This is a genomic window from Micromonospora sp. CV4 (genome assembly GCF_003667455.1).
Classification (GTDB): domain Bacteria; phylum Actinomycetota; class Actinomycetes; order Mycobacteriales; family Micromonosporaceae; genus Micromonospora.
Map to the genome: position 1 here is coordinate 1 of NZ_RCVI01000245.1, position 21,219 is coordinate 21,219.

Here is a 21,219-nt window from a genome sequence, read left to right on the forward strand (position 1 = left end):
GCGCTGGCTGGACCTGTGCGCCGGTCCGGGCGGCAAGGCCGGGCTGCTCGGCGCGCTCGCCGCGCAGCGCGGCGCCCGGGTGACCGCGGTGGAGGTGGCCGAGCACCGGGCCCGGCTCGTCTCCCAGGCGACCCGTGGTCTGCCGGTGACCGTGCTGGCCATGGACGGCCGCGAGGTCGGCGCGGACCCGAAGCTGCCGGAGGGGCACTTCGACCGGGTGCTGGTGGACGCCCCGTGCACCGGGCTGGGGTCGCTGCGTCGCCGGCCGGAGTCGCGCTGGCGTCGCCAACCCTCCGACCTGCCGCCGCTGACCCGGCTGCAAAGGGAGCTGCTCGGCGCGGCGCTGCGGGCGGTCCGTCCGGGCGGGCTGGTCGCGTACGTCACCTGCTCGCCGCACACGGTGGAGACCCACGTGACGGTGACCGAGGCGGCTCGCCGCAGCGGGGTGTCGGTGGACTTCGTGGACGCCCGCCCGCTGCTGCCGGCCGGTATGCCCGGCCTGGGTGACGGCCCGACCGTGCAGCTCTGGCCGCACCGGCACGGCACCGACGCGATGTTCCTCGCCGTCCTGCGCCGAGGCTGAGCAGCCGTTCGACGAAAGGAAGGGCCCCTGGACAGGGGCCCTTCCTCTTGGCTTCGGCGAAGTGGTGGGTCAGGTGACCGGGAGGCCCTTGGTGCCGGCGCCCTTCATCGAGCGGGTCAGGTTCCGGTCGCTGATCCACAGGAAGCACTGCACGCCACGGTTGCCGTTCTTCCACTCCTGCTCGTACGGCTGGTAGTAGATCGTCCCGGTGCGGAAGTCGAGCTGGGAGTTGTCCGGCACCTTGGCGTACCGGGCGGTCACCGTCTGGCAGGCCCGGTGGGTCCGCTTGGTGGTGCGGGTGAACTCGGCGTAGCTGACGTCCGGAGCCTTCCAGATTCCGACGAACTCGGCGTGGTGCCGGCTGGTGCACGAGACCGGCACCATCTCGTCGATGTCGTCCCTGACCAGCTTGGGGTTGAAGCAGCGGTACGCCAGAGGCGCCGCGCCGGTCAGCGCCCCCCGCAGGCTGCCGGTGCGCAGGCCGACGGAGGTGTCGTCGATGCTGGCGATCTCGGTGACGTCACAGCGGTACCAGCGGGCCCCACCGGCCCACGCCGGCGCCGAGGGCAGCACGACGGTCAGGCCGAGGCGCCCGGAGCGCCAGTCGGCGCCGACCGCCTTGCTGACCTCCTTGTCGCAGCCGGCCTGGGCGGCCCGCATGGCGACCGAGCCGGGCGGTGGGGGCGTCGCGCGGTCCGTGCCCGGGCCGCTGAGCGTGCCGACGTGCATGGTCTCCACCCGGTGCGACTCGGTGCACGCCACCGGGTTGTAGCCGGTCAGGTAGCCGACCTGCTGGGCTGCGTGGTGGCAGACGTCGGTGGCGGGAACGAACTGCTGCGCCGCGACGGGCGCCGGCCAGTCGTCGATGAGGTTCCGGTCAACTCCGGCGGGTGCGCCGCACCCGGCCAGCGCCAGGGCCGCCGTCGCGCCCACGGCGAGCGCCGTCAACCACCGTCGCATGCCCGACCTCCCGCCGCTGCTGGTCTCCGGCCGGCCCCCGGCCGGTCGGTAGCGCCACGGCGCAGCAGCATACGGCACCGGTGCTCAGATGGCCGGTAGTCCCTGGGGGCCCGCATTGCGCATCGAGCGGGTGAGTTTGCGGTCGTCGCTCCATAGGAAACAGCGCACCCCACGGTCGCCCTCCTCCCACTCCCGCTGTGATGGTGGGTAGTAGATGGACCCGGCCCGGTACGGCAGGTCGCTGTTGTTCGGCACCGCGGCGTACGCGGCGATCAACGCCATGCAGCGCCGGTGCGCCTGCTCGGCGGAGCGGGTGAAGTCCGCCCAGCTCATGTCGCGTTCCGCGTAGACGCCGACGAATTCGGCGCGGTGCGGCTCGGTGCAGAGCACCGGGGCCATGTAGTTGAGGTTGTCGCCGATCAGCTTGGGATCGAAGCAGCGGTGGGTCAGCGGGGTGTCACCGATCAACGCGCCGCGCAGGCTGCCGACGCGGTTCACCGGCCGCGTGTTGTCGATGCTGCCGGTCTCGCTGAGATCGCAGCGGAACCAGCGTGCGCCGCCGGCCCAGGCCGGTGCCGAGGGCAGCGAGACCGACAGGGTGAGCCGTGCCGTGTGCCAGTCGCCGCCGAGCACCTCCCGGGCCCGCTGGTCACACTCGGCGCGGGCGGCTCGCAGGCCCGACGACCCCGGCTGGGGCCGGGTGGTGGCGCGCGCGGCGGGGCCGTCGAAGGTGCCGACGTGGATCGCCTCGGCCAGGTGGCTGCGCGCGCAGTCCACCGTCTCGTACGTGCTGGCCTGCACGATCGAGGTGACCCGGGGCAGGCAGGTGTCGGTGGCGGGGGTGAACGGTTTTGGGGCCCGCAGCGCCGGCCAGTCGTCGGTGAGGTCACCGTCGGCGCCCCGCGCGGGCCCGCAGCCGGCCAGCAGCACCATCGTGACGCCGGCCAGCGCCAGCGCTGGAAGCCACCGTCGCATCGTCCGCCCTCCCGAGAGCTGGCGACCGGTCACCGCGCCCCGCGGCGAGACCCCGGCGGGCGTGCAGCCTACGGCACCGTCCCGGTTGGAGTGTCGTCGCGTTTCCGTCGATCGGCCAGCCGTTGATGTCTGTTCGTCCGGATTCGGCGGCCCGGACCGACCAATTCTGCACCACTGGTCACCGCTGGATCACAGCGCGTCCCGGATGGTGCCGCGATGGGGGCGGCGGGTCACCGCGTTCGTACACTGGCCCCGTGACCGTACCGCCGCCCATCGTCGCGCCGAGCATCCTGGCCGCCGATTTCGCCCGCCTCGCCGAAGAGGTCCGTGCCGTCGAGGACGCCGCGGACTGGTTGCACGTGGACGTGATGGACAACCACTTCGTGCCGAACCTGACCATCGGTCTGCCCGTCGTGCAGAGCCTGCGCGCCGTCACCGCGATGCCGTTCGACGTGCACCTGATGATCGAGGACCCGCGTCGGTGGGCCCCCGGCTACGCCGACGCCGGGGCGTACAACGTGACCTTCCACGCCGAGGCGTGCGACGACCCGGTGGCGCTGGCCAAGGACCTGCGCTCCGCCGGCGCGAAGGCCGGGCTGGCCATCGACCGGGACACCCCGATCGAGCCGTACCTGGACCTGCTGCCCAGCTTCGACACCCTGCTGATCATGACGATCAAGGCCGGTTTCGGCGGGCAGCGGTTCCTCCCGCAGCTGCTGGACAAGGTTCGCGCCGCCCGCCGGCACGTCGATGCCGGGCACCTGGAGCTGCGGATCGAGGTGGACGGTGGGATCGCCGCCGACACCATCGAGCAGGCGGCCGCCGCGGGCGCCGACGCCTTCGTGGCCGGCACCGCCGTCTACGGCGCCGCCGACCCGGCGGAGGCGGTACGCCACCTGCGGGCACTGGCGGAACGCGCGGCTCCCGGGGCCTGAGATGGACCCCGAGGGCGACCGGAAGGACATCATCCTCGTCGTCGACGACGATGAGGACATCGCCCGTTTCGTCGAGTTCAACCTGCGGTTGCACGGCTTCGAGGTGATCCACGCCAGCGACGGCCAGGAGGCCCTCGAGGTCATCGAGCGGCAACGACCCGACCTGGCCGTGGTCGACCTGATGATGCCCCGGATCGACGGGCTGGAGCTGACCCGGCGGCTGCGCGCCGACCCGATGACCTCCGCCCTGCCGGTGATCATGCTGACGGCCAAGGGGATGACCGTCGACAAGGTGCACGGGCTCAGCGCCGGCGCCGACGACTACCTGGTCAAACCGTTCGACACCGCCGAGCTGGTGGCCCGGGTCTCGTCGACCCTGCGCCGCAACAAGGAGTTCCGGGAGGTCTCCCCGCTGACCGGGCTGCCCGGCAACAGCCGGATCCGTCGGGAGATCAGCGACCGGGTCCGGCACGGGGTGGACTACGCGGTCGGCTACATCGACATCGACCGGTTCAAGAGCGTCAACGACCGGTACGGCTTCGTCCGGGGCGACGACTTCATCTCCGCGCTGGCCCGGAGCCTGCACCGTGCGGTGGTGGCGGTCGGTCTGCCACCGGCCTTCCTCGGCCACGTCGGCGGCGACGACTTCGTCATCGTCTGCGCACCGGACCAGGTCCGCTCGCTGACCTCCCGGGCGGTGGTCGACTTCGAGAAGGCGGCCGACACGCTCTACGACCCGACCGACCGGGAGCGCGGCTTCGTCGAGCTGAAGGACCGGCGGGGCACCATCCGTCGCGCCGCCCTGGTCACCCTCTCCATCGGCGTCTCCCTCTCCGACGCCGGTAAGCGGTTCACCGACCCGCTCGAGGCGATCGCGGTGGCCTCCGAGATGAAGACCGTGGCCAAGAGCCAGCCCGGGTCGTACGTGGCGGTGGACCGGCGGCGCGGCGTCACGTGAGCGTGATCCGGCTGTGAAGTAGCTCGCCTCGGTGGCGGCGCACCCCCGTTCGCGTGTAAGACTGCCGTTGTACCCACCACGCGCTGGCGGGACTCGGTGAAATTCCGAACCGGCGGTGATCCACGGTCCAACCGTGGTAAGCCCGCGACCCGGACGGCTGTGCCGCCCGGTGGACCTGGTGAGAATCCGGGGCCGACGGTTGGGGGCGGTTCGTCCGCGCCCAGACAGTCCGGATGGGAGACAGCGCGCGGGACGGACGGGTCCGAGCCGGCCGCTGGCTTCAGCGTGCCGTGCCGACCCCCCGGGGCGGCCGAGCCGTACCCGGAATCCGCCGCCGCCTGCCCGCGGCCCCATGCCGCCTCCCTGACCGCCCGCGCGCGGACCGGCGAGTGAGAGGCAGGGACACGGCGATGGCCAGCGTCTCCGTCGATGAGGCGATGCGACGCGCGATCGAGCTGGCGGCGCGCGGGCTGGGCACCACCAGCCCCAACCCAGTGGTCGGCTGCGTGCTGCTCGACGCCGACGGCACGGTCGTCGGCGAAGGCTTCCACGCCTACGCCGGCGGGCCGCACGCCGAGATCGTCGCGCTGGCCCAGGCCGGCGAGCGCGCCCGTGGCGGCACCGCGGTCGTCACCCTGGAACCCTGTGACCACACCGGCCGCACCGGCCCCTGCAGCAGCGCGCTGGTCCAGGCCGGCGTGGCCCGGGTGGTGATCGCCGTCCCCGACCCGAACCCGGTGGCCACCGGTGGCGCCGCCACGCTGCGGTCCGCCGGGGTCCGCGTGGACCTGGGAATACGCGGCGACGAGGCCGAGGCCGGCAACGTCGCCTGGTTGACCTCGATGCGCCGGGGCTGGCCGTACGTGATCTGGAAGTACGCCGCCACGGTCGACGGCCGGTCCGCGGCGGCGGACGGTACCAGCATGTGGATCACCTCGGAGGCGGCCCGGATGGACGTGCACGCGCTGCGCGGCACGGTCGACGCGGTCATCGCCGGGGTCGGCACCGTGCTCGCCGACGATCCCCGACTGACCGCCCGCAACCTGCGCGACGGCAGCCTGGCCATCCGGCAGCCGCTGCGGGTGGTGGTGGACAGCTCGGGGCGTACCCCGGCCGACGCCCGGGTCCGCGACGGCGCCGCGCGGACGTGGATCGCGACCGCCGCCGAGGTCGGCGCGGGCCCGGACGGCCGGGTCGACCTGCCGGCTCTGCTCGCGGCGCTGCACCAGCGCGGGGTCCGCGCGGTGCTGCTGGAGGGCGGCCCCCGGCTGGCCGGCGCGTTCCTCGCCGCCGGCCTGGTCGACAAGATCGTCGGGTACGTCGCGCCGCGGCTGCTCGGCGCCGGCCCCACCGCCCTGGTCGACGCGGGAGTGACGACCATCGCTGAGGCGATCGATCTGGAGTTCGTCGACGTTACGCAGGTCGGTCCGGATCTGCGGATCACCGCTTTGCCCCGGAAGAGGGAGGGCTGACATGTTCACCGGCATTGTCGAGGAGCTGGGCGAGGTCGTCCGGGTGACGGCGACGGCGGGCGATTCGGCGCTGGTCGCCGTACGCGGCCCGCTGGTCACCTCCGACGCCCGCCACGGCGACTCCATCGCGGTCAACGGCGTCTGCCTGACCGTGGTGGAGGCGGCGGACGGTGTCTTCACCGCGGACGTGATGGGGGAGACGCTGCGCCGCTCCGCGCTGGGCGCGCTGCGCCCCGGTGATCCGGTCAACCTGGAGCGGGCAGCCGCGCTGGGCAGCCGGCTCGGCGGGCACCTGGTGCAGGGGCACGTCGACGGGGTCGGTGAGCTGATCTCCCGGGAGCCGGCCGAGCAGTGGGAGACCGTCCGGTTCCGGCTGCCCGCCGCCCTGGCCCGGTACGTGGTGGAGAAGGGCTCGATCACCATCGACGGCGTCTCGCTGACCGTGGCCGAGGTCGGCGCGGACCAGTTCTCCGTCGGCCTGATCCCGACCACCCTCAAGCTGACCACGCTCGGCGCCAAGGGCGTCGGCGACCCGGTCAACCTGGAGGTCGACGTCCTGGCCAAGTACGTCGAGCGGCTGCTCGGCGCCCGGCTGGCCGACGACGCCGCCGCGTCCGCCGGCACCGGCGGGGCCGTCTGATGGGCCCGCTCGGCTGGCTCCTGGACGCCCAGGTGCAGGTGGCCGGCTCGCCGGTGCTGGTCCGGGAGATCGTCGGCAACGTGTTCGGGCTGGTCTCCGCGCTCCTGGGCCTGCGTCGGGTGGTCTGGGCCTGGCCGGTCGGCATGATCGGCAACGCGCTGCTGTTCACCGTCTTCCTCGGCGGGGTGTTCGCCACCCCGCAGGAGCACGACCTGTACGGGCAGGCCGGCCGGCAGGTGTTCTTCTTCGCGGTCAGCGTCTACGGCTGGTGGCGCTGGCGGCGCAACCGCCTCACCGACGCCGGGCACGCCGCGGTGCGGCCGCGCTGGGCCACCGGGCGCGAGCGCCTGGCGATGCTGCTGGCGGCCGCGGTCGGCACCGCCGCGGCGTACCCGGTGCTCGCCGCACTGGGCTCCTGGGGCCCACTGCCGGACGCCTGGATCCTCACCGGCAGCCTGCTGGCCACCTACGGCATGGCCCGCGGGTGGGTGGAGTTCTGGCTGGTCTGGATCGCGGTCGACGCGGTCGGCGTGCCATTGCTGCTGCGCGGCGGGTTCTACCCGTCGGCGGCCATGTACCTGGTCTACGGCGCGTTCTGCGCCTGGGGCTTCGCCGCCTGGTGGCGCACGTCGCGCGCCGCCCGGCCGGCCACCGCAATCCCGTCCACCTACACGGAGGCCGTCGCATGAGCGAGCGAATCATCAGGTTCAGCGTCGTGGTGCCTCAGGGCGTTATGAAGCGAAGCGGAGTGACGGCATGACCAGCTTCGGGGACATCGAGCAGGCGATCGCGGAGATCGCGGCCGGCCGGCCGGTCGTCGTGGTCGACGACGCCGACCGGGAGAACGAGGGCGACCTCATCTTCGCGGCCGAGCTGGCCACGCCGGAGCTGATGGCGTTCATGGTGCGCTACACCTCCGGGTACGTCTGTGTGGCGTTGACCGAGACCGAGGCCGACCGGCTCGACCTGCCGCCGATGCACCACACCAACCAGGACCGGCGCGGCACCGCGTACACGGTGACCGTGGACGCCCGCGAGGGGGTCAGCACCGGCATCTCGGCGGCCGACCGCGCGCACACCAGCCGGCTGCTCGCCGACGCGGCGACCGACCCGACGGATCTGGCCCGCCCCGGGCACGTGGTGCCGCTGCGCGCCCGCGAGGGCGGGGTGCTGCGCCGGCCGGGGCACACCGAGGCGGGGATCGACCTGACCCGGCTGGCCGGGCTGCGTCCGGCCGGCGTGCTCTGCGAGCTGGTCAACGACGACGGCACCATGATGCGCCTGCCGGACCTGGAGAAGTTCGCCGCCGAGCACGGCCTCCTGCTGATCACCATCGCCGACCTGATCGCGTACCGGCGGCGGACCGAGAAGCAGGTCGAGATGGTCGCCGACGCCCGGATGCCGACCCGCCACGGAGTGTTCCGGGCGCTCGGCTACCGCGCCGAGCACGACCCGGCCGAGCACGTCGCGATGGTGCTGGGCGACATCGGTGACGGCCAGGACGTGCTGGTCCGGGTGCACTCCGAGTGCCTCACCGGTGACGTGTTCGGCTCGCTGCGCTGCGACTGCGGGCCGCAGCTGGACGCCGCGCTGGCCCGCGTCGCCCGGGAGGGCCGGGGCGTGGTGCTCTACGTCCGCGGGCACGAGGGGCGCGGCATCGGGCTGCTGCACAAGCTCCAGGCGTACCAGTTGCAGGACCTGGGCCGCGACACCGTCGACGCCAACCTCGACCTGGGCCTGCCGGCCGACGCCCGCGACTACGGCACCGGCGCGCAGATCCTCTACGACCTGGGTGTGCGCTCGATGCGGCTGCTGACCAACAACCCGGCCAAGCGGGCCGGGTTGGAGGGGTACGGGCTGACCATCACCGGCCGCGAGGGGCTGCCCGTCGGCGCGCACCCGGAGAACATGCGCTACCTGCGCACCAAACGGGACCGGATGGGTCACCTGCTGGACGAGTTGGACGAGGTGAGCGAGGCGCCGCTGGGGCGTCCGGTCGCCAACGACGAGATCGGAGCATGACGATGGCGGGTTTCGGTGAGCCGGGAATCGACGCGGTGGACGCGGCGGGGCTGACCGTCGGCGTGGTGGCGGCCCGATGGCACGGTGAGCTGACCGACCACATGCTGGAGCGCGCGGTGGCCGCGGCCGAGGCGTGCGGCGCGAGCTCCGTGGTGGCCCGGGTCGCCGGCTCGGTCGAGCTGCCGGTGGTCGCCCAGGCCCTCGCGCGCCGCTACGACGTGGTGGTCGCACTCGGCGTGGTGGTCCGCGGATCCACCGCGCACTTCGACTACGTCTGCCGTTCGGTCACCGACGGGCTGACCCGGGTGGCGCTGGACGAGGGTAAGCCGGTGGCGCACGGGGTGCTCACCGTGGACACCATCGAGCAGGCCCGGGACCGGGCCGGGCTCCCCGGGTCGGCGGAGGACAAGGGCTGGTCGGCCACCGTCGCCGCACTCGACGCCGCCCTCGCCGTCCGGACGCTCGCCCGCAACGGCCAGCGGGTCGGCTTCAGCGGCTGACCTGCCGGCTGGAAGAATCGCCTCCCGTGAAGACGTTCGAGGAGTTGTTCGCCGAGCTGCAGGCCAAGGCCGCCGCCGGCACCCCCGGCTCGGGCACCGTCGCCGCCCTGGACAAAGGGGTGCACTTCATCGGCAAGAAGGTCGTCGAGGAGGCGGCCGAGTCGTGGATGGCCGCCGAGCACGAAGGGCCGCAGCGCACCGCCGAGGAGATCTCCCAACTGCTCTACCAGGTCCAGGTGCTGATGCTGGCCAGCGGCCTCGAACTCAAGGACGTCTACCGACATCTGTGAGTGCCCCACCCGCTGATCGCCATCCCGGATCGAAGGAGCACTCCGTCATGCTGCGTGTCGCCATTCCCAACAAGGGCACCCTGGCCGAACCGGCCGCCCAGATGCTGCGCGAGGCGGGCTACCGCCAGCGCACCGACCCCAAGGACCTCGTCTGCCGGGACGAGCCCAACGACGTCGAATTCTTCTACCTGCGCCCCAAGGACATCGCCACCTACGTGGGCTCCGGCGACCTCGACCTCGGGATCACCGGCCGGGACCTGCTGATCGACTCGGCCGCGCCGGCCGAGGAGGTCGTCGACCTCGTCTTCGGCCAGGCCACCTTCCGCTTCGCCGCCCGCCCCGACGACATCGCCTCGGTACGCGACCTGGGCGGGCACCGGATCGCCACCGCGTACCCGGGGCTGGTCGAGCGGCACCTCGGCGAGCTGGGCGTCAAGGCCGACGTGATCCGCCTCGACGGCGCGGTGGAGAACGCCGTCCGGCTCGGCGTCGCCGACGTGGTCGCCGACGTGGTGGAGACCGGTGCCACCCTGCGCCAGGCGGGGCTCGTGGTCTTCGGCGAACCGCTGCTGCGCTCCTCGGCGGTGCTGGTCCGCCGGGCCGGCGCGACCGGGCACCCGCAGGCCGAGCAACTGCTGCGCCGCCTGCACGGTGTGCTGGTGGCCCGCCGGTACGTGATGCTCGCCTACGACGTGCCCGCCGGCCTGCTGGACCGGGCCAGCGGGCTGACCCCCGGCATCGAGTCGCCCACGGTGTCGCCGCTGCACCGCGAGGGATGGGTGGCGGTGCAGGCGATGGTGCTCCGCGACGACGTGCACCGGATCATGGACGAGCTGTACGAACTGGGCGCCCGGGCCATCCTGGTCACCAACATCCACGCCTGCCGGCTCTGACCGCCCAGATCCCGGGCCGGATCGGCCAGCCGCTTGATCGGCGTCGGGTCGCCGGGTTGAGGTCGGCGTGATCGGCGTCGGGGTCGTCGGGTTGGCGGGCTGGCTTGATCGACTCGGGATCGCCGATATGGGGGTGTCCGTCCGTGCGGGACACCCCCATATCGCTGATCTCGAGTGGATCTACCGGCCCGTGGCGCCCGCGACACGTCTGGAACCGCGCGACGATCACCGCTGACCTGAAAGATCACGCTCGAACACGGAAGTAGTGGCTTCCAATCGCGGCCGAGGCCACTGGATCCCGGATCGAGCGCGATCTTGCGGGGAACTGCGCGGCGGAGGCTTCGGCGGGTGGTTCTGCCGCGCTGGCCGCCGGCCGGCCCACCTCGGCGAGCAGCCGCTGCTGGCGGTCGGATGCTCATGGGGCAGCTCGCGCCTGACGGGCGCTCGGCGGGTGGTGCGGTCGCCGGGCAGGGGCGGGTGGCAGACTGGCAGGGTGAGTGAAACGGAGCTGGTACGTCTGAAGCCCCGCCGCATCCGGGTGGTCTGCTGGTCCTCGGCGGTCGCGCTGGTGGTGGTGTTCGCTCTGGTGGCCACCTCGCTGAGCGGCCCGACCGGCGACGGCTACGGCAGTTTCCAGCGCGGCGACCAGGTCGCCATGATCGGGCTGGGTGTCTTCGGGGCGTTGGGCTTCCTGCTCTTCACCCGTCCCCGCGTGGAGGCCGACGCGCACGGAATCCGGGTGCGCAACATCGTCAGCTCGTACACCCTGCCCTGGGAGGTTGTCCGGGGCGTCCGCTTCGACCGGGGCGCGCCGTGGGCGAGCCTGGAGCTGCACGACGACGACCTGCTGCCGATGGTCGCCCTGCAGGCTGCCGACAAGGAGTTGGCCGTCGAGGGGGTCCGCGCGCTGCGCCGGCTGCACGAGGCGCACCAGTCCCGCCTCGCCGAGCGCGCGTCCGGCCGCTGACCGAGTCGCCCTGACCGCTCCGCCCGGCCGCTGACCGAGTCGCCCTGACGGCTCCGCCCCCCGCTGACCGAGTCGCCCTGACGGCTCCGCCCGGCCGCTGACCGAGTCGCCCTGACCGGTCCGCCCGGCTGCTGACCGAGTCGCCCTGACCGGTCGGCCCGGCCGCTGACCGAGTCGAGCCCCACGCATGCCCGGGGCCGCCGGGCACCAGGGCGGGGGCGGCGCGCTCGTCGGTGTCCGGTTTGGGAGCGGCCGGGGCTGGGGTGTAGTGTTGTCGAGTCGACCAGGCTGTCTCCGCGTGCGAGCAGACAGCCATGAAAGCGGAGCGCCTGCTCCCACCCGAGTCGCCGCTACGGTGGCCGGGTCCCGGTCACCGGTTCCGGGCACGTCCCGGTTCCGGATGCGCGATCCTGTGATCGTGCCGACCGGTCGAGCGGGCCCTGGCATGCGCCGGGGCCTTCTGCTTTCCAGGTCGGTTCCCACCCGGGAACCGCGGGGGTCGGTGAGAGAGCAGAAACGACTCGAGGAGGCCCCATCAGCGTCGAACCACGCGTGAACGAGCAGATCCGGGCACGTGAGGTCCGACTGGTCGGCCCCGAGGGTGAGCAGGTGGGCATCGTCCCACTGGAGCGCGCCCTTCAGCTGGCCGCGGACGTCGATCTGGACCTGGTCGAGGTTGCGCCGATGGCGCGCCCGCCGGTGTGCAAGCTCATGGACTTCGGCAAGTTCAAGTACGAGAGCGCACTCAAGGCGCGCGAAGCGCGGCGTAATCAGCAGCAGACCGTCATCAAGGAAATGAAGCTCCGACCGAAGATCGATCCGCACGACTACGAGACCAAGAAGGGTCACGTGGTGCGGTTCCTCAAGGCGGGCGACAAGGTCAAGGTGACGATCATGTTCCGCGGTCGCGAGCAGAGCCGCCCGGAGCTGGGTTACCGGCTCCTGCGTCGGCTCGAATCCGAGATCACGGACCTGGGCTACGTCGAGGCCGCTCCGAAGCAGGACGGCCGAAACATGATCATGGTTCTCGCTCCGCATCGGGCCGTCAAGGCCTCCGCGGTCGCCGCTACGGCGTCCCGCGGTGCACCTCGGGACCGGGGCGCGGACGAGTCCGCCGCTCCGGAAGCCGATGAGACCGCGGCGGCCGGCGAGACCGCAGCAGCCGGTGACACCGGCACCGCCGCCGACACCAGCGGCGAGTAACAGGGGAGAAGACGTTCCACATGCCGAAGATGAAGAGCCACACGGGTATGGGTAAGCGGGTCAAGGTGACCGGCAAGGGCAAGATCGTTGCCCAGCAGGCCGGCCTCCGCCACAACCTGGAGAAGAAGCCCTCCACCCAGACCCGCCGGCTGACCGGCACGGTCGTGCTGGCCAAGGCCGACGTCAAGCGCATCAAGAAGCTGCTCGGCCGCTGACGCGCGCCACCTTTACGTAAGAAGGAGTTGAGATGGCACGCGTCAAGCGGGCTGTGAACGCCCAGAAGAAGCGTCGTACCCTGCTGGAGACCGCGAGCGGTTACCGCGGTCAGCGCTCCCGGCTGTACCGCAAGGCCAAGGAGCAGGTGCTGCACTCGATGCAGTACGCCTACCGGGACCGTCGTGACCGCAAGGGCGACTTCCGGCAGCTGTGGATCCAGCGGATCAACGCGGGCGCCCGGGCCAACGGGATGACCTACAACCGCCTGATCCAGGGCCTGCGTCTGGCCGGCATCGAGGTCGACCGCAAGATCCTGGCCGACCTGGCTGTCAACGACGCCGCCGCCTTCGCGGCGATCGTCGAGCTGGCCCGGGCCGCGGTCGCGGCCGAGGGCACCGGCGGCGCGGCGGCCCAGGCCGCCTGATCCCCGCGCACAAGAGCGAGGCGTCTCCCGTGTCGGCACCGCCGTCCGGGGGGCGCCTCAATCGTGCCGGAGGACCGCACACCATGGCCTTCACCCCCCGTACACCCAGGGTGGTCGCCGCCCGCCGGTTGCAGCGCCGCCGGGACCGCGAGGCCACCGGCCGGTTCCTGGCCGAGGGACCGCAGGCGGTCCGCGAGGCCCTCGCGCGGCCCGAGGTGGTCACCGAGCTGTTCGGTACGCCCACCGCCCTCGACCGGTACGCGGAGCTGGCCGCCGCTGCGGCCCGCGCCGACGTGCCGGTCTCCGAGGTGACCGACGAGGGGCTCGCCGCGCTGGCCGAGACCGTCGCCCCGCAGGGGCTGGTCGCCGTCTGCCGGCACCTGGACGTGCCGCTGGAGCAGGCCCTCGCCGGTACGCCCCGCCTGGTGGCGGTGCTCGCCGAGATCCGGGACCCGGGTAACGCCGGCACCGTGCTGCGCACCGCCGACGCGGCCGGGGCGGGCGCGGTGGTCTTCGCCGGCGACGCCGTCGACCCGTACAACGGCAAGTGCGTCCGGGCCTCCGCCGGCAGCCTCTTCCACGTGGACGTGGTCCGCGCCACCGACCCGGTCCAGGTGGTCGACGCGCTGCGCGCCAGCGGCCTGACCGTGCTGGCCACCACCGGCTACGGCGACAGCGACCTGGACGACCTGGCCGACGACGGGCGGCTCGCCGGGCCCACCGCCTGGCTGTTCGGCTCCGAGGCGCACGGGCTGCCGGAGGAGCTGGCCGCCGCGGCCGACGCCCGGGTCCGGGTGCCGCTGCACGGGCGCGCGGAGAGCCTGAACCTGGCTGCGGCGGCGGCGGTCTGCCTGTACGCTTCAGCGAGAGCACAGCGCTGAGGTGTCCACGCCCGGCGCGCATACCGCAGGGGAGAGCGTCCGTCGATGAACGCGCAACGGCGTTCGTTTAGCCAGCCCGCCGGTGTCGGCGGGCGGCGGGCCTGACCTGCTCCCTGCACGACACTCCTACCGGCGGGCTGCGGCGCAGCCGCGCGTCCGTAGACTCGCTTAGCCGCCCCGGTGAGGGCTGGCGCCGCCGTGAGGGAGTGCCCGTACGCCATGAGCTACCGCAACGATCCGTACGACCCGAAGCAGGTCGCCCTGCTCGACCCGGCCGCACTGGCCGCGGCCGTCGCCGACGCCACGAAGGCGTTCACGGCGGCCACCGACCCGGACGCGCTGACCGCGCTGCGTCCCGCGCACCTCGGTGACCGGTCACCGGTCTCGCTGGCCCGCCGCGAGATCGGCGCGCTGCCGCCGGCCGCGAAGTCGGACGCCGGCAAGCGGGTCAACGAGGCCCGCCGGGCGATCGAGACCGCGTACGCCGACCGCGCCGAGGTCGTGGAGCGCGAGCAGGCCGAGCGGGTGCTGGTGGAGGAGCGGGTGGACGTCACCCTGCCCTACGACCGGCGTCCGCGTGGCGCCCGGCACCCGCTGAGCACCCTGATGGAGTCGATCAGCGACCTGTTCGTCGGGATGGGCTACGAGGTGGCCGAGGGCCCCGAGGTCGACCTGGAGTGGGTCAACTTCGACGCGTTGAACATCCCCGCCGACCACCCGGCGCGCGGGCTGATGGACACCTTCCACATCGCACCGGAGGGCTCCGGCCTGGTGCTGCGCACGCACACCTCGACCGTGCAGACCCGTACGATGCTCAGCCGCACGCCGCCGATCTACGTGATCGTGCCGGGCCGCGTCTACCGCACCGACGAGGTGGACGCCACCCACAGCCCGGTCTTCCACCAGGCCGAGGGACTTGTCGTCGACAAGGGCATCACGATGGCGCACCTGCGCGGCACGCTCGACCACTTCGCCCGGGCGATCTTCGGCCCGGAGGCGAAGACCCGGTGGCGGCCGCACTACTTCCCGTTCACCGAGCCGTCGGCGGAGTTCGACGTCTGGTTCCCGGAGCACCGCGACGGCCCCCAGTGGGTCGAGTGGGGCGGCTGCGGGATGGTCAACCCGCGGGTGCTGCGCGCCTGCGGCGTGGACCCGGAGGTCTACTCCGGATTCGCCTTCGGCATGGGCATCGACCGGACCCTGATGGTCCGGCACGGGGTCAGCGACATCCGCCATCTCTTCGAGGGCGACGTGCGGTTCAGCCGCGCGCTCGGGACCGGGGCGTAGGCGATGCGGGTACGAGACACGGGAACGGTGGTCTGAAGTCATGCGAGTTTCTGTCAGTTGGCTGCGGGAGTACGTCGACCTCCCCGCCGACCTGCCCACCAGTGACCTGGAGCAGGCCCTGATCGACCTCGGCATCGAGGTCGAGTCCGTGGTGGACCTGCGGGCGTCCGTCACCGGCCAGCTGGTCGTCGGCGAGGTGCGCGAGATCGAGGAGCTCACCGGCTTCAAGAAGCCGATCCGGTTCTGCCGGGTCGACGTGGGTGACGCCAACGGCACCGGTGAGCCGCAGGAGATCGTCTGCGGGGCGCGCAACTTCGCGCCCGGCGACCGGGTGGTGGTGATCCTGCCCGGCGGTGTGCTGCCCGGCGGCTTCGCCATCGGCGCCCGCAAGACCTACGGGCACAACTCCGCCGGGATGATCTGCTCGGCGAAGGAGCTGGGCCTGGGCGAGGACCACTCGGGCATCATCGTGCTGCCGCCGGACGTGGCGGCCAAGCCGGGCGACGATGCGCGGCCGGTGGTCGGCCTCGACGACGTGGTGTTCGAGCTGGAGATCACCCCTGACCGGGGGTACGGGTTGAGCCTGCGCGGCCTGGCCCGGGAGCTGTCGCACGCCTTCGACGTGCCGCTGCGCGACCCGGCCCTGGTGCCCGCGCCGACCGGCACCGAGGCGCCCGCGTACCCGGTGGAGGTGCGCGACCCGATCGGCTGCGACCGCTTCGCCGCCCGCATGGTCCGCGGCGTCGACCCGACCGCGCCCACGCCGTCGTGGATGCAGCAGCGGCTCGTCACCGCGGGCATCCGCAGCATCTCGCTGCCGGTCGACATCACCAACTACGTGATGCTGGAGCTGGGTCAGCCGATGCACGCCTTCGACGCCGACCGGATCGCCGGGCCGCTGGTGGTCCGCCGCGCCGAGCCGGGGGAGAAGCTGACCACCCTGGACGGGGTGCAGCGGGTGCTCGCCGGCGACGACATGGTGATCTGCGACGCTGGGCTGGACAACGCCCTCGCGGGCGAGGGCGCCGGCGTCCCGATCTCGCTCGCCGCGGTGATGGGCGGCGAGACCAGCGAGGTCGTCGCCGGCACCACCAACGTGCTCTTCGAGGCGGCGCACTGGGACCCGGCGATGGTCGGGCGCACCGCCCGCCGGCACAAGCTGTTCAGCGAGGCCGCGAAGCGTTGGGAGCGGGGCGTCGACCCGGCCCTGCCGCTGGTCGCGCTGGAGCGGGCCGTGCGGCTGCTCACCGAGCACGGTGGCGGCACCCCGGGTGCGGAGATCCTGGACATCGATCACGTCCGTCCGCGTACCCCGATCACCCTGCCGGCGGACCTGCCCACCCGGCGGGTCGGGGTCGAGTATCCGCCGGCGCGGGTGGTCGCCCTGCTGGAGCGGGTCGGCTGCACGGTCGCGCAGGGCGCGGACCGGTTGGCCGAGGACCCGGGCGCGGTCGGCGTCGCCAGCGGCGCCGGGGTGGCGCTCAGCGTCACGCCACCGAGCTGGCGGCCCGACCTGACCGACCCGGCCGACCTCGTCGAGGAGGTGGTCCGCCTCGACGGGTACGACCGGGTGCCGTCGGTGCTGCCGACCGCGCCGCCCGGTCGCGGGTTGACCCCGCGGCAGCGTCGGCGGCGGGCGGTCGCCTGGTCGCTGGCCGAGCGGGGGTACGTGGAGGTGCTCGCGCACCCGTTCGTGTCGCCGGAGCTGGCCGACCTGCTGGGCATGTCGGCCGACGATCCGCGCCGGCCGGCGGTGCGGCTGGCCAACCCGCTGTCCGAGGAGGAGCCGCTGCTGCGCACCACGCTGCTCGGCCCGCTGCTCGGCATTCTCAAGCGCAACCTCGGTCGGGGGCACCGTGACCTCGCGCTGTACGAGATCGGGGCGGTGTTCCACCCGCGCGTCGGCGCGGGCAGCCCGCCGGCGATGGGCGTGGACCGGCGTCCCACCGACGAGGAGTTCGCGGCCGCCGACGCGGTGGTGCCGGCGCAGCCCGTGCACGTCGCGGTGGTGCTGACCGGTGACCTCGACCCGGCCGGCTGGTGGGCTCCGGGCCGGGCGGCCGGCTGGGCGGACGCCATCGAGGCGGCGCGTGACGTGCTGGCCGCCGCCGGTGTTCCCGATGAGGGGGTCGAGGTGCGTGCCGCCGAGTACGCCCCGTGGCACCCCGGCCGCTGCGCCGAGCTGCGGGTCGACGGCACGGTCGTCGGGCACGCCGGCGAGCTGCACCCGGCGGTGGTGGCGGCGTTGGAGCTGCCCCGCCGGACCTGCGCGATGGAGCTGTCCCTGGACGCGCTGCCGTCCGCGCCGGTGACGCCCGCCCCGACGGTGTCCGGCTTCCCGCCGGCGCTGATCGACGTGGCGCTGGTGGTGGACGAGTCGGTGCCGGCGGAGCAGGTGCGCCGGGCGCTGGAGGCGGGCGCCGGCGAGCTACTGGAGGACGTGCGACTGTTCGACGTGTACTCCGGTGAGCAGCTCGGCGCGGGTCGCCGGTCGCTGGCGTACAAGCTCACCTTCCGGGCGCCGGACCGGACGCTCACCGTCGAGGAGGCGGTGGCCGCCCGGGACGCGGCGGTGGCCGTGGCCGCCGAACGCCTCGGCGCCACCCTGCGCGGCGCCTGAGGGGCGTCGGTACGCGGACAGCCCGCGGTGGTCGTCGCGCTCGCGGCGGCCACCGCCGGCTTTTGTGGGCCCGCCGGCACCTGCGCGGCAACTCCTGAGGGGGCTCATGTCATCGCGCTGCGTCACCGGAGCCGTTCGCCGCGTGCCCTATCGGCCGAAAGGGCACCGGCCTCGGCATGTTCGGTTACCCGCGAGTCACCTCTGAGCGGTTAGCCTGCTTGGATTCCGGCGACCACCGGAGGACACCCCCACCACCCCCATGGGAGTTGATCCATGTTCGAGGATCAGGCCGCGCAGGTCAGGACGGTCGACGTCTGCATCGTCGGTGGCTGCGGTCGGGTGGGTCTGCCGCTGGGCATCGCCTTCGCGGCCCGCGGCCTCTCCGTCGTGTTGTACGACATCAACGCCGACGCGGTGGCCACGGTGAACGCGGCGCGGCTCCCGTTCGCCGAGCCCGGCGCGGCGGAGCCGCTGGCGGAGGCGGTCGCCGCCGGGCGACTGCGGGCGACCACCGATCCGGCCAGCGTGGGCGGCTCCGAGCATCTCGTGGTGGTCGTCGGCACGCCGGTGGACGAGCACCTCAACCCGGACCTCGGCGCGGTGCCCCGGGCTCTGGAGCGGTGCGCCGAGCACCTGCGCGACGGGCAGCTCGTGGTGCTCCGCAGCACCGTCTACCCGGGAGTGACGGCGCTGACCGAGAAGCTGCTGGCCGGCAAGGGCATCCGGGCGGACGTGGCGTTCTGTCCGGAGCGGATCGCCGAGGGCCGGGCGATGACCGAGCTGTTCGCGCTGCCGCAGATCGTGGCGGCGCGGACGCCGGCGGCGCTGGCCCGGGCGGAGAAGCTCTTCCGGCATCTGACTGAGGAGATCGTGCCGCTCGAGCCGGAGGAGGCGGAGCTGGCGAAGTTGTTCACCAACACCTGGCGCTACATCAAGTTCGCCACCGCCAACCAGTTCTGGATGATGGCCAACGACTTCGGGCTCGACTTCGCCCGGATCCGGCACGCCGTGGCGTACGACTATCCGCGCGCGGCGGACCTGCCGATGCCGGGTTTCGCCGCCGGGCCGTGCCTGTTCAAGGACACCATGCAGTTGGCCGCGTTCAACCGCAACAACTTCGTGCTCGGCCACTCCGCCATGTTGATCAACGAGGGGTTGCCGCTGTACCTGGTGTCCCGGTTGGAGGACCGGTTCGACCTGTCCGAGATGACCGTCGGCATCCTCGGCATGGCGTTCAAGGGTGGCAGCGACGACCCGCGGGAGAGCCTGGCGTACAAGCTGCGCAAGATCCTTGCGTTGAAGACCCGCGAGACGCTCTGCACCGACCCGTACGTGGCCGACGAGCGCTTCGTCGATCTGGCCGAGGTGCTGCGCCGGGCCGACCTGCTGGTCATCGCGGCCCCGCATGAGCAGTACGCCCGGCTGGAGACCGACACCCCGCTGATCGACATGTGGGGGCTGACCGGGCAGGGCGTGCGGGTATGACGCCGCGCGTGTCGGTCATCGTCCCGGTCTACAACGAGGGCGAGGCGATCGTCCGCTGCCTGGAGCGGATGCTGCGCGAGATGCTGCTCCCGGCCGAGGTGCTGATCGTGCACGACATGCCGGAGGACACCACCGTCCCGTACGCCGAGCAGATCGCCCGGCGCGATCCCCGGGTCCGTGCCGTGCTCAACACCTACGGTCGTGGGCCCGCGAACGCGATCCGGTTCGGCGTCGACGCGGCCCAGGCCCCCGTCGTGGTGGTCACCATGGCCGACGGCTGCGACGACCCGCGCCAGATCGACGAACTGGCCCGGCTGGTGGACCGGGGCGTGGTGGTCGCCGCCGCCTCCCGGTACATGCCGGGCGGGCAGCAGGTGGGCGGGCCGAGGCTGAAGCGGATGATGTCCCGGTGGGCCGGGCGCAGCCTCTACACCTTCGCCCGGGTCGGCACCCGGGACGCCACCAACAGCTTCAAGGCGTACGACACGGCCTTCGTCCGGGAGGTGGGCATCGAGTCCCGGACCGGGTTCGAGATCGGCCTGGAGCTGACCGCGAAGGCCACCCGGCTGCGGCTGCCGGTGGCCGAGATCCCGACGATCTGGCTGGACCGGCCGCTGGGCGAGTCCCACTTCGACCTGGGCCGTTTCCTGCCCGGGTACCTGCGGTGGTACTTCTTCGCCTACGGTCGGCGGCTGGGCCGGGCGAGGTTCGCCGCGGGCACGGCGGCGGCGGCCGTGCCGGCGCCGCGCGACCCGCAGGACAACAGCACCGAGTACGAGAAAACCGCTTAGGAGCGCACGTGGCGAAGGTCCTGGTAACTGGTTCGGCCGGATTCATCGGTGGCTACCTCGTCGAGGAGCTGTTGGACCGGGGCCACGAGGTGGTGGGGGTCGACAACTTCTCCAAGTACGGGCCGGTGACCCACAGCTACGACGAGCATCCCCGCTACCGTTTCGTCGAGGGTGACGCCCGCGACGTCGACCTGCTCACCGATCTGCTGGACGGCTGCGACCACCTGGTGGCCGGGGCGGCGATGATCGGCGGCATCTCCTACTTCCACGCGTACGCCTACGACCTGCTGGCGACCAACGAGCGGATCATGGCGGCGACCTGCGACGCGGCGATCCGGGCGCACCGGGAGGGGCGGCTGGCCAAGGTCACCTACCTCTCCTCCTCGATGGTCTACGAGTCGACCGAGCAGTGGCCGAGCCGGGAGGGCGACGAGCGGCGCGTCCCACCGCCGCTGTCGTCGTACGGGTTCCAGAAGCTGGCCGTGGAGTACTACGCCCGCACCGCCTGGGAGCAGTACCAGGTGCCGTACACCATCGTCCGGCCGTTCAACTGCGTGGGCGTCGGCGAGGGGCGGGCGCTCGGCCAGGCCGAGGTGCTCTCGGGCAACGTGAAGCTGGCCATGTCGCACGTCGTTCCGGACCTGGTGCAGAAGATCGTCAAGGGGCAGGACCCGCTGCACATCCTGGGCGAGGGCAACCAGGTGCGGCACTACACGTACGGCGGTGACCTGGCTCGGGGGATCGCCACCGCGATCGAGCATCCGGCCGCGCGGAACGAGGACTTCAACCTGTCGACCGCGGAGTCGACCAGCGTGCTGGAGTTGGCCGAGCTGATCTGGCACAAGATCAAGGGGTCGGATGTGCCGTTCCGGTACGTCTGCGACGAGCCGTTCCGCTACGACGTGCAGAAGCGCGTGCCGGATGTCACCAAGGCCCGTGAGGTGCTCGGGTTCACCGCGACGACGTCGCTGGACGTGATGCTCGACGAGGTCGTCCCCTGGGTGAGTCGGGCCGTCGCGGAGGGCCGCCTCTGAACGTTCCATCCCGTTTTTCGCCGTTCCGGCCCGTGTCGCCCCGCGACCCGGGCCGGACGTGTGTCCGGCGGCACGCGCATCAT

Annotated in this window: 21 protein-coding genes, 1 pseudogene and 1 riboswitch; of the genes and pseudogenes, 20 read left to right on the plus strand and 2 right to left on the minus strand. The window is 72.7% G+C overall.

Annotation, left to right across the window (positions count from 1 at the left end):
- Nucleotides 1–583 (plus strand): annotated as a pseudogene (locus EAD98_RS12565) (RsmB/NOP family class I SAM-dependent RNA methyltransferase); the annotation flags it as partial.
- Nucleotides 584–652: 69 nt separating this feature from the next.
- Here EAD98_RS12565 and EAD98_RS12570 read toward each other — a convergent pair.
- Both EAD98_RS12570 and EAD98_RS12575 read right to left on the minus strand, forming a co-directional pair.
- The gene (locus EAD98_RS12570) at nucleotides 653–1,543 is read right to left on the minus strand and encodes a septum formation family protein (protein WP_121654228.1); all 891 of its coding nucleotides are present in this window, start codon (nucleotides 1,541–1,543) and stop codon (nucleotides 653–655) included.
- An 84-nt stretch (nucleotides 1,544–1,627) separates the two neighbouring features.
- On the minus strand, nucleotides 1,628–2,518 hold the full coding sequence (locus EAD98_RS12575; protein ID WP_121654229.1) for a septum formation family protein: 891 nt from the start codon (nucleotides 2,516–2,518) through the stop codon (nucleotides 1,628–1,630).
- A 254-nt stretch (nucleotides 2,519–2,772) separates the two neighbouring features.
- Here EAD98_RS12575 and rpe point away from each other — a divergent pair, with 254 nt between their 5' ends.
- The 19 genes from rpe to EAD98_RS12670 all read left to right on the plus strand — a co-directional run bounded on the left by rpe (nucleotide 2,773) and on the right by EAD98_RS12670 (nucleotide 21,136).
- Nucleotides 2,773–3,453 carry a ribulose-phosphate 3-epimerase gene (gene rpe, locus EAD98_RS12580; protein ID WP_121654230.1) on the plus strand — a complete coding sequence of 227 codons (681 nt, stop codon included), beginning with the start codon at nucleotides 2,773–2,775 and terminating at the stop codon, nucleotides 3,451–3,453.
- Between the two features lies 1 nt (nucleotide 3,454).
- On the plus strand, nucleotides 3,455–4,411 hold the full coding sequence (locus EAD98_RS12585; protein ID WP_121654231.1) for a response regulator: 957 nt from the start codon (nucleotides 3,455–3,457) through the stop codon (nucleotides 4,409–4,411).
- A 78-nt stretch (nucleotides 4,412–4,489) separates the two neighbouring features.
- Nucleotides 4,490–4,660, plus strand: a riboswitch (FMN riboswitch).
- Between the two features lie 161 nt (nucleotides 4,661–4,821).
- Nucleotides 4,822–5,883, plus strand: a complete 1,062-nt coding sequence (gene ribD / locus EAD98_RS12590; RefSeq protein WP_121654232.1) for a bifunctional diaminohydroxyphosphoribosylaminopyrimidine deaminase/5-amino-6-(5-phosphoribosylamino)uracil reductase RibD — start codon at nucleotides 4,822–4,824, stop codon at nucleotides 5,881–5,883.
- 1 nt (nucleotide 5,884) lies between these two features.
- Nucleotides 5,885–6,523, plus strand: coding sequence for a riboflavin synthase (locus EAD98_RS12595; RefSeq protein ID WP_121654233.1), 639 nt, complete (start codon nucleotides 5,885–5,887; stop codon nucleotides 6,521–6,523).
- Nucleotides 6,523–7,212, plus strand: a complete 690-nt coding sequence (gene pnuC / locus EAD98_RS12600; protein WP_121654234.1) for a nicotinamide riboside transporter PnuC — start codon at nucleotides 6,523–6,525, stop codon at nucleotides 7,210–7,212. Before EAD98_RS12595 ends, pnuC begins: the two co-directional genes overlap by 1 nt.
- 67 nt (nucleotides 7,213–7,279) lie before the next feature.
- Entirely contained in the window at nucleotides 7,280–8,545 is a 1,266-nt protein-coding gene (locus EAD98_RS12605; protein ID WP_121654235.1) for a bifunctional 3,4-dihydroxy-2-butanone-4-phosphate synthase/GTP cyclohydrolase II, read from the plus strand.
- A gap of 2 nt (nucleotides 8,546–8,547) precedes the next feature.
- A complete protein-coding gene (ribH, locus tag EAD98_RS12610) occupies nucleotides 8,548–9,045 on the plus strand; it encodes a 6,7-dimethyl-8-ribityllumazine synthase (protein WP_121654236.1) in 498 nt (165 codons plus the stop codon).
- Between the two features lie 26 nt (nucleotides 9,046–9,071).
- The gene (locus EAD98_RS12615) at nucleotides 9,072–9,335 is read left to right on the plus strand and encodes a phosphoribosyl-ATP diphosphatase (protein ID WP_089016570.1); all 264 of its coding nucleotides are present in this window, start codon (nucleotides 9,072–9,074) and stop codon (nucleotides 9,333–9,335) included.
- A 47-nt stretch (nucleotides 9,336–9,382) separates the two neighbouring features.
- The gene (gene hisG, locus EAD98_RS12620; RefSeq protein ID WP_121654237.1) at nucleotides 9,383–10,228 is read left to right on the plus strand and encodes an ATP phosphoribosyltransferase; all 846 of its coding nucleotides are present in this window, start codon (nucleotides 9,383–9,385) and stop codon (nucleotides 10,226–10,228) included.
- Nucleotides 10,229–10,721: 493 nt separating this feature from the next.
- Nucleotides 10,722–11,195: a PH domain-containing protein gene (locus EAD98_RS12625; RefSeq protein ID WP_199723382.1), complete on the plus strand. Its 474-nt coding sequence runs from the start codon at nucleotides 10,722–10,724 to the stop codon at nucleotides 11,193–11,195.
- Nucleotides 11,196–11,747: 552 nt separating this feature from the next.
- On the plus strand, nucleotides 11,748–12,398 hold the full coding sequence (gene infC / locus EAD98_RS12630; protein WP_121654238.1) for a translation initiation factor IF-3: 651 nt from the start codon (nucleotides 11,748–11,750) through the stop codon (nucleotides 12,396–12,398).
- Between the two features lie 20 nt (nucleotides 12,399–12,418).
- A complete protein-coding gene (rpmI, locus tag EAD98_RS12635; RefSeq protein WP_007458415.1) occupies nucleotides 12,419–12,613 on the plus strand; it encodes a 50S ribosomal protein L35 in 195 nt (64 codons plus the stop codon).
- Nucleotides 12,614–12,645: 32 nt separating this feature from the next.
- Nucleotides 12,646–13,038 (plus strand): 50S ribosomal protein L20, encoded by a 393-nt coding sequence (gene rplT / locus EAD98_RS12640; RefSeq protein ID WP_030335718.1) that lies wholly within the window; start codon nucleotides 12,646–12,648, stop codon nucleotides 13,036–13,038.
- Between the two features lie 29 nt (nucleotides 13,039–13,067).
- Nucleotides 13,068–13,919: an RNA methyltransferase gene (locus EAD98_RS12645; RefSeq protein WP_199723383.1), complete on the plus strand. Its 852-nt coding sequence runs from the start codon at nucleotides 13,068–13,070 to the stop codon at nucleotides 13,917–13,919.
- A gap of 219 nt (nucleotides 13,920–14,138) precedes the next feature.
- The gene (gene pheS, locus EAD98_RS12650; RefSeq protein ID WP_121654240.1) at nucleotides 14,139–15,206 is read left to right on the plus strand and encodes a phenylalanine--tRNA ligase subunit alpha; all 1,068 of its coding nucleotides are present in this window, start codon (nucleotides 14,139–14,141) and stop codon (nucleotides 15,204–15,206) included.
- A 40-nt stretch (nucleotides 15,207–15,246) separates the two neighbouring features.
- Entirely contained in the window at nucleotides 15,247–17,826 is a 2,580-nt protein-coding gene (gene pheT, locus EAD98_RS12655) for a phenylalanine--tRNA ligase subunit beta (RefSeq protein WP_121654241.1), read from the plus strand.
- A gap of 273 nt (nucleotides 17,827–18,099) precedes the next feature.
- Nucleotides 18,100–19,311, plus strand: a complete 1,212-nt coding sequence (locus EAD98_RS12660; RefSeq protein WP_121654242.1) for a nucleotide sugar dehydrogenase — start codon at nucleotides 18,100–18,102, stop codon at nucleotides 19,309–19,311.
- An 8-nt stretch (nucleotides 19,312–19,319) separates the two neighbouring features.
- A complete protein-coding gene (locus tag EAD98_RS12665; protein ID WP_233579120.1) occupies nucleotides 19,320–20,102 on the plus strand; it encodes a glycosyltransferase family 2 protein in 783 nt (260 codons plus the stop codon).
- An 8-nt stretch (nucleotides 20,103–20,110) separates the two neighbouring features.
- Complete coding sequence (locus tag EAD98_RS12670) at nucleotides 20,111–21,136, plus strand: NAD(P)-dependent oxidoreductase (protein WP_121654244.1); 1,026 nt, start codon at nucleotides 20,111–20,113, stop codon at nucleotides 21,134–21,136.
- The last annotated feature ends 83 nt before the right edge of the window (nucleotides 21,137–21,219 follow it).